General features: G+C 42.5%; 12 protein-coding genes. 7 read left to right on the top strand and 5 right to left on the bottom strand.

The window, feature by feature from the left end; all coding sequences use genetic code 11:
* Positions 1–17: 17 nt before the first annotated feature.
* The 3 genes from FKN16_RS00060 to FKN16_RS00050 are packed head-to-tail and all read right to left on the bottom strand — an operon-like array spanning position 18 to position 2,388.
* A complete protein-coding gene (locus FKN16_RS00060) occupies positions 18–953 on the bottom strand; it encodes a biotin-dependent carboxyltransferase family protein (RefSeq protein ID WP_150916605.1) in 936 nt (311 codons plus the stop codon).
* Positions 950–1,633, bottom strand: a complete 684-nt coding sequence (locus FKN16_RS00055; RefSeq protein ID WP_104972587.1) for an allophanate hydrolase subunit 1 — start codon at positions 1,631–1,633, stop codon at positions 950–952. Before FKN16_RS00055 ends, FKN16_RS00060 begins: the two co-directional genes overlap by 4 nt.
* A complete protein-coding gene (locus FKN16_RS00050; protein WP_170901689.1) occupies positions 1,633–2,388 on the bottom strand; it encodes a 5-oxoprolinase subunit PxpA in 756 nt (251 codons plus the stop codon). Before FKN16_RS00050 ends, FKN16_RS00055 begins: the two co-directional genes overlap by 1 nt.
* Positions 2,389–2,707: 319 nt before the next feature.
* On the opposite strand from FKN16_RS00050, the gene FKN16_RS00045 reads away from it, so the two are divergent.
* Together FKN16_RS00045 and galE are read left to right on the top strand one after the other, a co-directional pair.
* A complete protein-coding gene (locus tag FKN16_RS00045) occupies positions 2,708–4,666 on the top strand; it encodes a diguanylate cyclase (protein ID WP_046876113.1) in 1,959 nt (652 codons plus the stop codon).
* Between the two features lie 54 nt (positions 4,667–4,720).
* The gene (gene galE, locus FKN16_RS00040; protein WP_170901688.1) at positions 4,721–5,737 is read left to right on the top strand and encodes a UDP-glucose 4-epimerase GalE; all 1,017 of its coding nucleotides are present in this window, start codon (positions 4,721–4,723) and stop codon (positions 5,735–5,737) included.
* A gap of 337 nt (positions 5,738–6,074) precedes the next feature.
* Here the strand turns inward: galE and FKN16_RS00035 are convergent, their stop codons facing one another.
* Positions 6,075–8,156 (bottom strand): TonB-dependent hemoglobin/transferrin/lactoferrin family receptor, encoded by a 2,082-nt coding sequence (locus tag FKN16_RS00035; protein WP_170901687.1) that lies wholly within the window; start codon positions 8,154–8,156, stop codon positions 6,075–6,077.
* Positions 8,157–8,388: 232 nt separating this feature from the next.
* Here FKN16_RS00035 and FKN16_RS00030 point away from each other — a divergent pair, with 232 nt between their 5' ends.
* A complete protein-coding gene (locus FKN16_RS00030; RefSeq protein WP_005395465.1) occupies positions 8,389–9,276 on the top strand; it encodes a LysR family transcriptional regulator in 888 nt (295 codons plus the stop codon).
* Positions 9,277–9,352: 76 nt separating this feature from the next.
* Here FKN16_RS00030 and FKN16_RS00025 read toward each other — a convergent pair whose 3' ends face one another.
* Positions 9,353–11,986: a bifunctional acetate--CoA ligase family protein/GNAT family N-acetyltransferase gene (locus FKN16_RS00025; protein WP_170901686.1), complete on the bottom strand. Its 2,634-nt coding sequence runs from the start codon at positions 11,984–11,986 to the stop codon at positions 9,353–9,355.
* A gap of 236 nt (positions 11,987–12,222) precedes the next feature.
* Here FKN16_RS00025 and FKN16_RS00020 point away from each other — a divergent pair, with 236 nt between their 5' ends.
* The 4 genes from FKN16_RS00020 to yciH all read left to right on the top strand — a co-directional run bounded on the left by FKN16_RS00020 (position 12,223) and on the right by yciH (position 14,759).
* Positions 12,223–12,792 carry an SPOR domain-containing protein gene (locus tag FKN16_RS00020; RefSeq protein WP_005390018.1) on the top strand — a complete coding sequence of 190 codons (570 nt, stop codon included), beginning with the start codon at positions 12,223–12,225 and terminating at the stop codon, positions 12,790–12,792.
* Positions 12,793–12,941: 149 nt separating this feature from the next.
* The gene (locus FKN16_RS00015; RefSeq protein ID WP_012842287.1) at positions 12,942–13,931 is read left to right on the top strand and encodes a D-alanine--D-alanine ligase; all 990 of its coding nucleotides are present in this window, start codon (positions 12,942–12,944) and stop codon (positions 13,929–13,931) included.
* A gap of 128 nt (positions 13,932–14,059) precedes the next feature.
* Positions 14,060–14,446: a DUF3319 domain-containing protein gene (locus FKN16_RS00010; protein ID WP_005395460.1), complete on the top strand. Its 387-nt coding sequence runs from the start codon at positions 14,060–14,062 to the stop codon at positions 14,444–14,446.
* Position 14,447: 1 nt separating this feature from the next.
* The gene (gene yciH, locus FKN16_RS00005) at positions 14,448–14,759 is read left to right on the top strand and encodes a stress response translation initiation inhibitor YciH (protein WP_170901685.1); all 312 of its coding nucleotides are present in this window, start codon (positions 14,448–14,450) and stop codon (positions 14,757–14,759) included.
* The last annotated feature ends 453 nt before the right edge of the window (positions 14,760–15,212 follow it).

The raw sequence follows: 15,212 nt of genomic DNA, 5'->3' as shown, positions 1-15,212 counted from the left end.
TGGGCTCAGAGGTTGTATTAATATCCAAAAAACTGAGCCCATTGGCACCATACTTCTTGCAAGCCTTGTCTATCTCCTTTCACAAAATTGACTTTTTGCCCGGGTTTCGCCTGTGCCAGCCTTGGCAGGTCAATACGTGCTACACAGCCAAACTTAGGATAGCCACCGATGGTTTGATGGTCGTTGAGCAACACAATGGGATTACCATCGTTAGGAACTTGAATCGATCCTAGCGCAATTCCTTCCGACAGTACGCCTTCGTAAGGCGGTTTGATTTTGTTCCCCTCAAGACGATAGCCCATACGATTTGAATCAGGGGATATGGTGAATGCGTAGCTATAAAAGGCTTGGCGAGCGTCTTCATCAAAGTCCTCATTTTGATAGCCTTCAATCACTCTCAGCTTGATAGGTAAGTTGTAATCCGGCTTAAAGCGAAACGTCATCAGCCTTGGTTTGTGTTTCGGTAAGTTATGAGGAAAAAAGGGAAGAATATCGCCTGCTTTTAAAGCGCCACCATTTGAGTCATAACCACCAAGAGATTCTCTCGTGACGGTAGAGGCACTTCCTAAGTGCTGAGCAATATCGAATCCACCTTTAACCGCAAGATAGGATCGAAGTCCATTTTTTGCGACTCCGAACTGCAGCTTCTGCCCCTTCTTCAACGTAAAGTCAGACCAATTTGAGATAGGCTCACCATCTACTTTTGCATTCAAATCACCACCACATATTGCAAGATGGCAGTTATGTAGTGCGACAAAGCAAGCGTTACCCAAAGTAATTTCAATCGCTGCACAATTGACTACGTTACCAAGTAAATGGTTTGCCCAACTGTAGGCGTAATCATCTACGGGGCCACCTTGAGTCACGCCAATATGCGCTAAGCCAAAACGACCAAAGTCTTGAATCAAAGAAAGTGGCCCTGACTTTTCCACCAGCAATCCAGCGTAACTCATAGAACACCTCCTAACTCGATAAACTTTTGTTTGGAAATGGCATTAAACGTGACTTTGTCACCTACTTCAAACGGTATAAAAGGTGGCGTATCAGAGAAAAGGGGAAGTGGGCTTCTACCGATGATGTTCCATCCGCCAGGACTATCTGATGGATAGACGGCCGTTTTAGAGTCTGCGATTCCCACGCTTCCGGCTGGTACTCGCGTTCTCGGTGTAGCTAACCTTGGCATATGTAATTGAGTATCGACATCGGAGAGGAATGCAAAACCTGGAGCAAAACCAATCGCTGAAACCGCATACTCGGCCTGGGTATGCAAGGAAATGAGCGCGTCTAATGATAGTCCACGATCTTGAAAGCGGGGCAAATCTAGCGCGGTTTCTTCGGAGTAGTATACGGGAATCGCGATGTGGTTAGGTTGAACAAGGCTGAGCGATTGAGTATCAAACTGACTGATCATTTGATGCAGTTTATGCACTAAATCTTTTTCATTGATTCGAAAAGGCAAGTAATCAATGAGGATGGTTTGATAGGAGGGGACCACGTTCATAATGATTGACGCTAGAGTATCTTTGATGTTTCGAGCAAGTTCTCCGACCGCATTTTCAGAGATATTCTCGTCAAACTTAATGAAAATACTGCACTCAGAGATCAAAGAGATACTAAATTTCTCTTTATGCATTAATTTCCTCCTGCGTATAGGCTTTGACGGATCTTCTGGATCAGCGCGATCGACTCTTCATTGTCACCATGAACACAAATCGTATCGGCTTCCAGTAAAATGTAGCCGCCAGAAGCGGTTTTGACACGCCCAGAGTCTGCTAACGTACGGACTTGCTCAAGTATCGCATGCTCATTCTTTAACACGGCATTAGGCTGTGTCCTAGGTGTAAGTAATCCGTCATCTTGATACAAACGGTCTGCAAATGCTTCAAACAGCAAGGGAACGTCATAGTCATCTGCGATTTCTAAGTATTTTTCGTTTTCCTGTGACGCTAAAATCATTAACGGCACTTTGAATAAAGCTGCCGCCTTTACGACTGCTCTAAATATCGCATCACTTTTCATCATGTCGTTGTATAACGCGCCATGAGGCTTTATATAGCTGATATCTGTGTATTGAGCCCGACAAAGTGCCTGTAAAGCGCCTACTTGGTATATAACCATGTTAGTAATTTCATCACCCGTCATGTTTATACTGCGCCTGCCGAAGCCTTGGAGGTCGGCGTAGCCCGGGTGTGCTCCAATATCAACATCGTTGTCGTTGGCGAGAGTGATAGTGTCGTGCATGACATTAGGATCGGAAGCATGAAAACCGCACGCGATGTTTGCCATATCAACATGAGGCATAACATCTTCGTCTGCCCCCATAATCCAAGAGCCAAAGCTCTCACCCATGTCACAGTTCAATGTAAGTTGCTGTTTATTCAATGTCATACGTTTTATTTCTACACAAGAAATGGGTTCACGATGCAGGAAAATGCATCTAGGTTCAGTGACTCACTTCATTCTTCTATCATGAAAGCGAGGTTTATGATCTGATGGCTGACGAAAAAGATCACTTTAGTCCATAAAGATGTTGCCGTTATTTGAGTTGATCCGAATTTTAAGGTATTTCGTTCCTTTTCCATCCAATTTTTGAGAATTTAAGGTTATTTTGCATTGTCATCGTGTTAATCTTGTCGCCCTTAATGGGTAATAGATTGCATAACAACGCTTCTGTCATTTTTAGTGGTTGTCTGCGACAGGAATACATATGTCATTACGAGCAAAGCTTATTTGGCCAATTTTGGTCTTTATAACGGCTATCTTTGTTATCTCAAAAGGTTATACCTCGTATACTGCATACCAATCGTCTAAGCATGAGTTGGTCGAACAAACGAGAAAGTTGATTAACAATGTTTCTTTCTCAATTAAAGATGCGCTAACGACAAAGAACAAGCAAAAAGCTCAAACTACTCTCATCAACTTTTTAAACCAGCCGAATGTTACGCGGGTTAAACTTTACGACCAAGATGATCAGCCTTTCGTTGTTCTTGAAGGAAGTGGGGTATCAGCTCCCGTCCCTAATCAAACTGAAAGAAGCAAGTTACACGCGCTAGGTTATGCCTTATCAGCCAAATTTCTTTATGTTCTAGAGCCAATTATTCACGATGGTCGTGTCATTGGCAGTATGAGGGTTACGCTTTCCCATCGTCCAATCATAGAAGCCCAACAATCTTTACTTCGAGATGGTGCTGTACTTCTTCTGTTGCTGTTCGCTGGTGGCACTATCTTTTACATAAGTATCGATAGGCTTGTTCTCAAACCTGTTATAGAACTGAGTCATACGATAGAGAGTGTGACACACGGACAAAATACGGATACTCAAGTTCGCTATTACTCCAAGGATGAAATTGGAGAACTCGCACATTCCTTCAATCAAATGATGAACAAGTTAACAACACGCGAGAAACAGCGGCAACATTCATTAGAAATGTTAGAACAAAAGCGGGCGTTTTCAGAAGAAGTCATTGAATCTATTCAACATGCATTAGTTATTACCGACAACTTCGGGCGTGTTATTTACTGTAATACTGCGACTCGGCAGATATTTCAAAAAAAGTCAGAGGAACTTGAGCATGCCAATATCCGTGATCTAATTAAAACGAAAACACCGAATGAGCTGAGCCAAATCCTAAGTAGGGGGTTAGAATGCGATGATATTCACCTCAAAAATGCAGACAACGAACAGCAATTGAGTTTAACCAGTCGTCGTTTGTCCACACATGGATACTTATTGTTCTCGATTCAAGATATCACCGAAATTGAAGAGGCCATGAGCAGGCAGCGTGTTGCAGGGCGTGTTTTTGAGAGCAGCCAAGATGGCCTCATCGTTCTTAATCATCGAGGTGTTATCACAATGGCTAACCCTGCGGTCACTAAGTTAGTTGGACTAGAGATGGATCAGCTTATTGGGAAGTCATTTATCCAAACACTTAAGTGGCGCAAGTTGCAGGAAATGATGCCTAGCATCATTGAATCGATAGAAAACTACGGGGTATGGCAAGGGGAAGTTATTGAGCAGAACCATCTTGGCCAGTTTGTGCCGATGTTTGCAAGGGTTAATCGTATCGTTAAATGTGAAGACCATGGGTTCTACGACCTAGTCATTGTTCTTACCGATCTTTCTGGTGCAAAAGAGATGGAACGACTTGAGTACTTAGCTCATCACGATGCATTAACGGGGTTAGCGAATCGCTCTAAGTTCCATTTAGAGTTGGAAGAATTAGTACAACGGTCGGGATACTTACGTGACGAATTTGCGGTGCTTTACCTCGATCTCGATGGTTTTAAAGAGGTTAATGATACCTATGGCCATGACGCAGGTGATGAAGTTCTGAAAAAAGTAGCCGAGCGTCTAACATCTGCGACTCGACATAGTGATTTAATCGCAAGACTTTCGGGTGATGAATTTGTCATGTTGGTTAATCCTGCCAACCAAAAAGTCGTCACCCGAATTGCAGAACAACTGCTCGAAAGCGTATGCACACCAATCGAGTACAAAGGTAACTCGCTCAAGGTTGGCGTTAGCATCGGCGTAAAATTGGTCGGTGTTAATGAGCGAGATGCCACTCGAGTGTTAAAAAGTGCAGATACTGCAATGTATCAAGCTAAAAAAGCCGGAAAAGGCCAAGCAATATTAATGGGATGCGAATTGCAGGAGACAGTTTAAATCGTAACGTCAAAGCTTTAAACTAAACCCATTCGCGTCAGAAGGAATGATAAAATGAAAGTACTTGTTACGGGTGGTATGGGCTATATTGGTAGCCATACATGTATTCAAATGATCGAAGCTGGTATGACGCCAGTGATTCTAGATAACCTGTACAACAGTAAGTCTACGGTCTTAGATCGCATTGAAAAGGTATGTGGCGTAAAGCCAACCTTCATTCAAGCCGATATCAGAGATAAATCGACAATGGTAGAGGTTCTAAAATCGCACGATATCGAAGCGGTTATCCATTTTGCAGGTTTAAAGGCCGTCGGTGAGTCCGTAGCAAAACCCCTAGAGTATTATGACAACAATGTGAATGGCACTTTGGTATTGGTTGATGCAATGCGCGAAGCTGGAGTTAAATCGTTGGTATTTAGCTCCTCAGCAACTGTCTATGGCGATCCTGCATCTGTTCCAATCACAGAAGACTTTCCAACTAGCGCAACTAACCCTTATGGACGCAGTAAATTAATGGTGGAAGAATGTTTAACGGACTTCCAAAAAGCGAATCCAGATTGGAGCATCACACTTCTTCGTTACTTTAACCCTGTAGGTTCACATCCAACTGGTGAGTTAGGTGAAGATCCTCAAGGTATTCCAAATAACCTAATGCCGTTTGTTTCTCAAGTTGCAGTGGGCCGCCGAGAGTTCCTCTCTGTATTCGGTAGCGACTACCCAACGAAAGATGGCACCGGCGTGCGTGACTACATTCATGTGATGGACTTATCCGATGGTCACGTCGCTGCTTTGGAAAAAGTAGGCAACAAAGCTGGCCTTCATGTCTATAACCTTGGCACTGGCAATGGCTACAGTGTGCTTGAAATGGTGAAAGCATTTGAAGCCGCAAGTGGTAAAGATGTTCCATACCAACTTGTTGAACGTCGTCCAGGCGATATTGCGGAGTGTTGGGCTGATCCATCAAAAGCAATGAATGAGTTAGGTTGGAAAGCGTCTCGCACTCTAGAAGAAATGACTGGTGATACATGGCGTTGGCAATCTAACAACCCTCAAGGTTATCCAGACGCCTAATTTTGATTTACACAATAATAACAAAAAGACGCATAATTGCGTCTTTTTTGATCCAAATCGGAAAAAATCGTAAATTACTGGTTAAAAGGTAGCAAGTCTATATAGAGCTGTTAAACTATGTCCGACTCTTAATTTGGGTTATAAATTTTCTCATAGCTATTGGGGTAGTTCATGGAACTCGGTCTGATCATCACTTTTATCATTGCAGCAGCAGTAATGGTGAAAAAAGAGATGGCAAAACAGTAAACTTTCATTTTTCATACTTTTCTTTACATTTTTGAAATGAAAGCCATAAAAAAAAGCCAGCATTAAGCTGGCTTTTGTGTTTTCGGAGGCTTTAGAACTCGTATTTAGCTGTAATTGACCAGTTCCGCCCAGCTTGAGTCAGATCTTTGTTTTCTGTCTGAAGGTCACGCACATCATTCCAATTGTAGTACTCTTCATCTGTCACGTTGAACAGACCTGCTCGCAACGTAAGGTCTTTAATAGGTTTGTAGTACGCGGTGACATCTACGACCGTAGCTGCGGAGATAGGCAATACTTTATCGTCATTTATGTCGCTTTTATCTTTAGATGCGGTGTAGTTAATGGTTAACGTGGTTCCCCAGTTTTGTTCTGAATCGTAATTAAAGCCAGCGACAAGGTTCCAAGGGTTAACACTGTTTAGTGGATTATTGTTTCCATCTTCACCTTCCGTATACGCCGCTGCTAAACGAGAGCTAAAGCCTTCTATTGGCATGAACTTGTTCCACGAAAGTTGGTTTGAAAACTCAATACCTTTAATTGTCGCTTTGCCAATATTTACGTACTGCAGAATCGCAGGGTCAGTCACAGGAGTCCAAGTGCCAGAGACGGTTTTACTTTCGATGAAGTTGTCGTAATCGCTGTAGAAAACTGACACTTCACTGCTAGAAATGTCATTATTATGTCGCCAACCAAATTCGTACGAAATGCTGTCTTCTGCTTTTAAATCAGGATTTGGCTTAAAAATATAGCCATGCATTGGGTTGCCGAAGGAGTAGTACAACTCTTGGAAATCTGGAGCACGGAAACCTTGGCTGATTTGCGCGAATAAACGATGTTGTTCATTAAGCTTATAAACAGAACCTAAGCGGCCTGTAAATGCAGAATCAGAAAACTTTTTGTAGTCGCTAGCCGCGTTACCACTTGGGTTGCTGCTTGTGTCACCTGGATCGGTTTCAAATGCATCCCACCGTACGCCCGGGGTAATCGTAAAGTTACCTACCGTAATTTCGTCTTGTAAAAAGAGCCCGTAACGACGCTCGCTCGCAGAAGGGATATAGAAAATTTCTTTGTTTCCGCTTGCACTGTTGTACTCTTTGTTAACGTTCTTAATGTCTTTATCACTGAAGGATGCACCGTACACAAAGTAATGCTCTGTACTACCAAGCATGAGATATTTGTCGAACTGAGAATCAAACTGGTAGCCTTCATCCTCGTAGATGTAGTCTTTACGTTGGTTATTCTGACCTTTAACACGATCAGTAATGCCGTTTTCTTCTTTGCTAAGCCAATCTAGTTGCCAGGTAAGGGAGTCCGCTACGGCCGTTTGCATCTCCCAAATATGTTTTATACCAACTTGATATTGTTCTGTTACATCTTCACTTGTTGCATTAGTATAACCGTTGTAAGACTGCTTTCCGTTGCCTTTGTTGCGAATATAATTCCCATTGAACTCAACACGATGTGCATCATTGAGTTGGTACTGAAGCTTAACCAGTAAGTTGTTCGCTTCTGTATCTGCATCTGCTAGATCTCCAAAGTTATCCAGTTCATTGCCGTCGCGACGCGTATAAGCAAGTAAAGATTCCAAGTCGCCAGTTTTGTGCGCTAATGCCACAGATTCACTGAATGTATTGTCTTCGGAAGAGTAGTTGAACTTCGCATGGCCACCAAAGTTACGACCCTTAAGGAAATCAGCCGGATCTTTAGTTTCAAATGCAACAATGCCACCAATTGCGTCAGAACCATGTAGAGACGATGCTGCACCTTTTACAATTTCAACCGCTTTTATTAGGTCGGTATCCACGTTAACGCGAGCAGAGTTAATGAACGTATTCCCTGATTCAAACTGGTTACCTTGAGATACGCCGTCCACAAGAACTTTAATTCGATTGCCTTCGATACCACGGATATTGATACTCTGGACACCTTGGCGAGAGTTTGTCTTAACCGTGACTCCTGGCGTGTACTCAAAGAGGTCATCTAAGCCAGTGACCATGCTTTCTTCGATGTTCTTATCAGTAACGACCGCAACAGAAGCAGCAGTGTCTTCGATTTGGCTATTAGTACGAGTCGCAGTCACGACCACTTCATTGAAGGTTGAATGATCTTCAGCGTAGGCACCTTGGGATAGTGCAATCAGAATAGAGGCTGACAAAATGGTTTTTTTATACATTGGCTTCAATACCTTAGATCCATAATAGGTAACAACAAACGGGATATTAATAGATCTAAATAATAATTACTATCATTACCATTGTTATTTGTGGTTTTATCTTGAGTAGAACTCTTAGGTTATGAGCATTTCTAGTCTTTAGTTATCAGTGTGTTATATTGTTTAACGTTAGTTCTTGATAAGATCATCCAAATACAATCAATGTGACAAAAATCACATTAAGAGAGGCCATGTGCAGAGTCCAATTACGTTAGAAGCGCTCCATATTCTGGATGCCATTGACCGAAGAGGGAGTTTTGCAGCTGCTGCGAATGAGTTAGATAGAGCCCCGTCATCACTGAGTTATCAGATCCAGAAACTCGAGCAAGACTTAGACATCATTATCTTCGATCGCTCTGGTCACAAAGCCCATTTTACTGAAGCAGGAAAGCTCATCCTTGAAAGAGGACGAGCCATTTTACAAGCCAGTGAAAAGTTAGTGAATGATGCAACGTTATTGGCGAATGGCTGGGAATTGGATATTACCATTGCCTTTGATGGCATTATTCCTATATCCAATTTCTTCCCTATGGTTGATGCATTGGCTGAAGTAAGCTCAACACGAGTCAGACTGCAAGAAGAGATCTTGGCTGGTAGCTGGGAATCGCTGAATACAGGTAGAGCGGATTTACTGATTTGCCCATCACTGGATACACTTCCTCAAGAAGTCAAATCAGAAAAAATTGGTAAAATGAGCATGTTTTGGGTAGCGGCAGCTGATCACTATGTTCACAAGCGTAGTGGTAAGTTTGATGAGGCGGCGCGAGAAAAGTACCGAATCATTGCCATTGCAGACACTGCACGCGAACAACCCGCGCTCTCAATTAATATCATTCAAAAACAGCCTCGCTTGACCGTCACCAACTTTACGGCAAAAGTAGATGCGCTCACTGCAGGTTTAGGCATTGGTACGTTACCAAGCCAAATTGCACAACCTTTGATTGATAGTGGCGTATTGAAGCGAATCGAAGGTACAGAAGAGCAGCCGATGGATATTATCTTAGCATGGCGCCGAAATACCATGGGTGAGGCGAAATCCTGGTGTATTCAATACTTGAAAAAGAATTGGAAACTAAAGTAACAACGTAACTTTTACTTCTTAGGTTCCCATTGCTTATCGAATCTAAGAAGTAAAGTTATCGCTAATGCTTTATTTTTCAATTTAAAGGAAGCACCATATCTGCCGTACCATCGGCAAACTGAACATCGACTTCAAATCCCAGGTTTTGAGCTAACATCAACATCCCTCTGTTTGTAGGCATGGTCATTCCAGACATTTGCTTTGTGCCTTTAATCTTGCAATAGCTGATAATTTTCTGCATCAGCACTTTACCTAAGCCTTTTCCTTTCAAATCTGAACGAACCAAAATAGCAAACTCAGCATCACTATTATCTGGAGTAATCAATGCGCGGGCTACGCCTATGATAGACGGTCCGTCGGTATTAAACGCTACCGCAACAAACGCCATTTCGCGGTCGTAGTCGATTTGAGTGAAGTTTGCCAAAGCCTCATGGTTGAACTCACCAACCTCAGAAAAGAAACGCTTATAGAGATCTTCTTTCGATACGCTATTAATGAATTGAGCATGCAGCGGCTCATCTTCAGGCAGGATAGGGCGAAGCAGGATAGGTTGGCCATCTCGAAGCGTTACAGTTTCGACAAATTCTGCCGGGAAAGGACGAATCGCCAGACGTTTTTGCGCATCTCCCTCGTATTTACACAGTGTGATGTCCGCATCGAGGATAGTTAAATCGCTTCCCGACACCAATACTGGATGGATATCCAGTCTTTGTATTTCTGGCAACTCAACCGCCATTTGGGAGATACGAACTAAGAATTTCGACAACTCACTAATATCGAGCGCATCTTTGTGTTTCTGCAGGCGAATCTTTCCAGACTTTAAAGCCACAACGACAAGGTAGCGCGCAAGCGTCATGTTCAAAGGAGGAAGTGCAGCGACGGCATCTTGGGCGATATTCCACTCCGAGCCGCCTTGACCAAGCAAGATCACAGGTCCAAAGACCTTATCTACTGCAATACTAATCCGTAGCTCTTCAGCGCTGCCGAGCTTTGCCATACCTTGCACCAACAGACCGTGTACATTGGCAAAAGGGTAACTTAGCTTTACGGTATCTAGAATGGATAGCGCTGCGTTGGAAACTTCTCGACTGTTTCTTAAATTCAGGGCGACACCGTGTACATCCGATTTATGAGGAATGTCTGGAGATCGCAACTTAACCGCAACAGGGTATCCGATATTTTCTGCCATATGCACGGCTTCAATTTCGTCAGATGCAATCCATGTTGGCAGAACATTAAACCCGAACAGCTTAAATAATGGGCTGGTTTGATGCGTATCCAAGGTGACTGTGTTTTTATCCAGTAGTCGTTCATTTACCCATTCTTTTGCAGAACTCACACTTCCAGAGTGCAATGGCTCAGCCGTCGTTGGCGTTTCCATTAATTGCTTCTGGTTTCGGCGATACTCAACCAAGTGCATGTATGCAACAACCGCACTTTCCGGCGTTCGATAGGTTGGAATGCCAGCTTGAGTAAATGCCAGTCGTGCCTCTCTCGACGTTTGTTCTCCTGACCAGTTGGTCAAGATATTAAAATGCTTATGCCGAGGGTGAGCCTTGATCGCCTCAATAACAGCTTGAGCAGTTTCAAGAGGGTCGGAAACCGCAGAAGGACTATGCATAATCAAGATTGCATCTGCACAGTCGTTATTCATCAGTGCGTTAATGGTATCAATGTAGCGTTTTTTTGTTGCGTCACCAGACAGATCAATCGGATTTCGAGCGCGCCAGTTGGACGGGAGTACAGTTTGTAATTGCGCAATAGAGGCGTCATCAAGTGTTGCGAGCTGGCCACCACGTTCAATCAAAGTATCAACGGACATAACTGCAGGGCCGCCGCCATTGGTGATGATCGCTAAACGCTCCCCACGAAGTGGCACAGAATGCGTGAGTGTTTCTACCGCAGCGAATAACTCATGCGTATTGCTGACTCGTAACATACCAGTTCGACGGATGGCAGAATCGTAAATTACATCAAGCGTATCACCATCTTGCTGTTCGAAAGTATTCATCTCTTTAGAGCGGCCCGCTTTTAATACCAATATACGGCGGTTCCGTGAAGCAGCTCGCGCAGCAGACATAAATCGCCGAGCATCCTGGATATTATCCACATAAAGCAGAATAGCTTCCGTATTCCCATCCATACTTAAGTAATCAAGCAAATCTGCAAAATCGATATCCTGTCCGCGTCCAATCGAAATGAACGAAGAAAAGCCAATATTCTTATCATTTGCCCAGTCTAAAACTGTGGTACAAACCGCCGCAGATTGTGAGATGAACGCAATTTTTCCGGGCTTAGCCGCAACAGGAGAAAACGTGCAGTTAAATTTGTGCCAAGGCAAGATAATACCTAAGCTGTTCGCTCCTAAAACTCGAATATTCAATGATGAAATATTTAAAGGCTGAGCGTCATCAGAGATAACAATCGCAAACGGCGTGCCTCTCTCATCTAACTCTTTAAGCAGTTGCTCATTACGTGAAACGTTCGTACATAAAATCGCAATATCTGGCGTATAGGGTAGGGAAGCCACATCCGGGTAGGCTATAACTCCGGATACCGCTTTGTATCGCGGCGTTACTGGCATAATCGCGCCACCAAATCCACTTTGTAGAAGGTTACGCATAACGACATGCCCTGCTCGCAATGCTTTTTGAGATGCACCAATAACGGCCACAGAGTTGGGTTTAAAGAGTTTATGTAGTTTATTCATGCTGACTCCTAGCCGTTTGCAAGTAACGTTTGCCTATCGGTTTCATATCAATCATAAACGAATAATTTATTGATAAAACGCCTTCAGACCAGACATTGCATAAAATGTGGGCGATGCTTATGGAGTTTGTGTTATTCATCACATCAAAATCACAGATTATTGTATTTGATGCTTGATAAACGGCCCTGCTATCGGCATGATTTATCGTAATATTTATCCAGAGCATTTGTTACTTCATGAAAAAAATCGCAATCATCGGCTTGTCAGTCCTGCTTTCTGCTTGTGCATCTGAAACTTACATTACAGACGTAACTTCTGAAAGTTATCGAGAGGACTACAAATCAGATCGTATCTCTAAGCCAATTATGGCGTCTGAAAACGCTGTAGTAGAAAAAGACGTACAACCAACTGTTGTGAAAATGACGGCAAAGCCTGAAGAGAAGAAAGTAGTCAAGCTAACGCCAAAAGAGCAGGCGAAGCCAGTTAAGATCGTACCACCGAGTAAAAAGCAAGCTGGCATTCAACGATTCGGCTATACCATTCAAGTCGCGGCTGTGGGTAGCCAAGCGAAAGTCGATCAGTTTGCAAATAAGCTGCCACAGAACGGACAGCCAATTTGGGAAAACTACAAAGTCGTCAACGGTACTAAGTGGTTCTCAGTTTTATACGGAGACTACGCAACAAGCGCGGAAGCCAAGCAAGCGATTTCGACTTTGCCTGCTCAATTTCAGCAGTTAAGACCATTTGTTAAAAGCATTGACGCCATTAAAAACTCAGCTTACCCAACGCTTAACAAATTAAACTAACACATCAAATAAGGGAGCGAATAGCTCCCTTATTTATTTGTTCAAATCCTACTCGAACAAAATTCCTCACACTAAAATTACTGTACGTCACACTTCAAAGGTTTATCATAATAAATAGTATCTTTTGTAGGTCACGGAAAGATTGATTCATGATTAAAAATATTCTTCTACTATGCGGCGGCGGCTCTTCTGAGCACGAGATTTCATTATTGTCTGCAAACTTTGTCGAACAACAATTAAATCTTATTGAAGACGTTCACGTTACACGCGTAGAAATAAAAAACGAAGGTTGGATGACCAACCAAGGTGAGTTGGTTTACTTAGATCTCAATACCAAGCAGTTGTGCTCAAGTGAATCTAATCAAACCATCGATTTCATTGTGCCTTGTATACATGGTTTTCCAGGCGAGACAGGTGATATTCAATCTCTGTTTGAAATCGCAGGCATTCCTTACCTTGGTTGCGGGCCAGAAGCCAGTAGCAATAGCTTCAATAAAATCACATCTAAGCTTTGGTACGACGCTATCGGCATTCCCAATACGCCATACTTATTCTTAACGCGCAACGATGAAGAAGCTCATACTCAAGCTCATAAAGCATTTGAAAAATGGGGAAAAGTCTTTGTCAAAGCCGCTCGTCAAGGGTCATCCGTTGGATGTTACAGTGTCACAGAAAAAGATAAACTTTCCAATGCAGTAAATGATGCGTTTGGGTTTTCTGACCAAGTGTTGGTTGAAAAATCAGTAAAACCACGAGAACTTGAAGTTGCTGCATATGAGATGAATGGCCAGCTGCACATAACGAAGCCAGGCGAGGTTATTGCACCTGACGGTGCTTTTTACTCGTACGATGAAAAGTACAGCAGTTCAAGTCACTCGCTCACCGAAGTTGAAGCGAAGAATCTAACCCAAGCACAATTAGATGCAATTCAGCACGCATCTGAAAGGGTATTTAAGCAAATGAATCTTCGCCATTTGTCTCGTATCGACTTTTTCTTAACGGAAGATGATGAGATTTACTTAAACGAAGTAAACACATTCCCAGGTATGACTCCTATCTCGATGTTCCCTAAAATGCTTCAAAATAACGGGCACAAATTCCATGAGTTCTTGGAAGATTGTATAAACAGTGCAAAGTGATTAACGTTATCGAGGCGCGTTTTATGATAGAAATTGTTTTCTAGAGCAAGGTTTATTCAAGCCGTATTTGAATATTGCTCAGTAGCAATTATGATTATATCAACGCATTAAACAGATGACTCAGTGGTATGGCGATTTCAAACTATAGAGGTTTTAACCTGCAGTCAGGCGGACCAGATGGCAGTATTTGGAAGGTTAAAATCAAGAACCACGTCTTACAAGGTAGTTTGACGGCGGTAAAGAAAAGCATTGATTGGTGGTGCGATACCGCATCAATTATTGATCCCAAAGAGTTTGCTGCGCTTGGACAAAGAGCGCAGCAAGTTGGTGGTGCAAAATCAGAAGTCTTTAACGGTTATACGATTCAAAATGATACAGGTCAGCCCAACTCTTGGTACTGTATGTTTAATGGTAAACTGATTAAGGGTAGTAAAACTGCTATTCAACGTCATATCGAAGCTTATTTAGTTGCAAAGCAAAAAGCGATGCAAGCTCAACAACAAAAGAAACAATAGAATGACTCTGGTATATTCAACAGAAACCGGTCGAATTAAGCCGGAAGAAGAGAAAACATCTCGCCCCAAAGGCGACGGTATTGTACGAATTCAGCGCCAAACGAAAGGACGTAAAGGTAAAGGTGTATGCATCGTTACAGGTTTAGACTTGGATGATGCACCTTTAAAATTATTAGCTGCAGAACTAAAAAAAGTCTGCGGCTGTGGTGGCTCGGTAAAAGGTGGCAATATCGAAATTCAAGGTGATGCTAGAGACAAGATCAAAGCGCATCTTGAAAAGAAAGGCATGACAGTCAAATTAGCCGGTGGCTAATTTACATTCAGGGAAACTCAGAATGGCGTCTAAAAATAGACGCCATTTTTATTTTAGTAAGTAATACGCTAATTGAAGAACAAGCAATCGCAGATTGATAGATCGATATTAGCTATTTTATGGTAAATCAGAATACTGTTAAATATGCATACTCTTATGAACCTAACAAAAAACCTAGAAACACCAACACATGAAGTTAGCGTAGACCTATAACTCACAATAGGCAAGTGATTGGAAATCAGGGTAAGTGATTGAAATAGATCTACTTATGAACTTAACTAAAAACCCGATTTATTTAACATAACACATATAATGCGCACTGTAATTGTAGGCGCAAAGTTGTAATGTCACTTTTTAGCAAAGTTAAAATGTCTCTTTATTTAGGTTCAGCAGCTAGCCTCATTCTTATGTGAACTTATTTAAGGGACATTGGGATGTTGGTAACTATGAGTG

Origin of the sequence: Vibrio sp. 11-4(1) (genome assembly GCF_013048625.1) — a bacterium.
Lineage (GTDB): Bacteria > Pseudomonadota > Gammaproteobacteria > Enterobacterales > Vibrionaceae > Vibrio > Vibrio diabolicus.
Note: the sequence above shows the minus strand (reverse complement) of the source record. Positions and strands in the feature narration are given on the sequence as shown.

Bases quoted from the DNA above. Each gene is read 5' to 3' on its own strand.
- FKN16_RS00025 (WP_170901686.1), bottom strand. From the start codon at position 11,986: ATGAATAAACTACATAAACTCTTTAAACCCAACTCTGTGGCCGTTATT.
- galE (WP_170901688.1), top strand. From the start codon at position 4,721: ATGAAAGTACTTGTTACGGGTGGTATGGGCTATATTGGTAGCCATACA.
- FKN16_RS00020 (WP_005390018.1), top strand. From the start codon at position 12,223: ATGAAAAAAATCGCAATCATCGGCTTGTCAGTCCTGCTTTCTGCTTGT.
- FKN16_RS00045 (WP_046876113.1), top strand. From the start codon at position 2,708: ATGTCATTACGAGCAAAGCTTATTTGGCCAATTTTGGTCTTTATAACG.
- FKN16_RS00055 (WP_104972587.1), bottom strand. From the start codon at position 1,633: ATGCATAAAGAGAAATTTAGTATCTCTTTGATCTCTGAGTGCAGTATT.
- yciH (WP_170901685.1), top strand. From the start codon at position 14,448: ATGACTCTGGTATATTCAACAGAAACCGGTCGAATTAAGCCGGAAGAA.
- FKN16_RS00060 (WP_150916605.1), bottom strand. From the start codon at position 953: ATGAGTTACGCTGGATTGCTGGTGGAAAAGTCAGGGCCACTTTCTTTG.
- FKN16_RS00010 (WP_005395460.1), top strand. From the start codon at position 14,060: ATGGCGATTTCAAACTATAGAGGTTTTAACCTGCAGTCAGGCGGACCA.
- FKN16_RS00015 (WP_012842287.1), top strand. From the start codon at position 12,942: ATGATTAAAAATATTCTTCTACTATGCGGCGGCGGCTCTTCTGAGCAC.
- FKN16_RS00050 (WP_170901689.1), bottom strand. From the start codon at position 2,388: ATGACATTGAATAAACAGCAACTTACATTGAACTGTGACATGGGTGAG.
- FKN16_RS00035 (WP_170901687.1), bottom strand. From the start codon at position 8,156: ATGTATAAAAAAACCATTTTGTCAGCCTCTATTCTGATTGCACTATCC.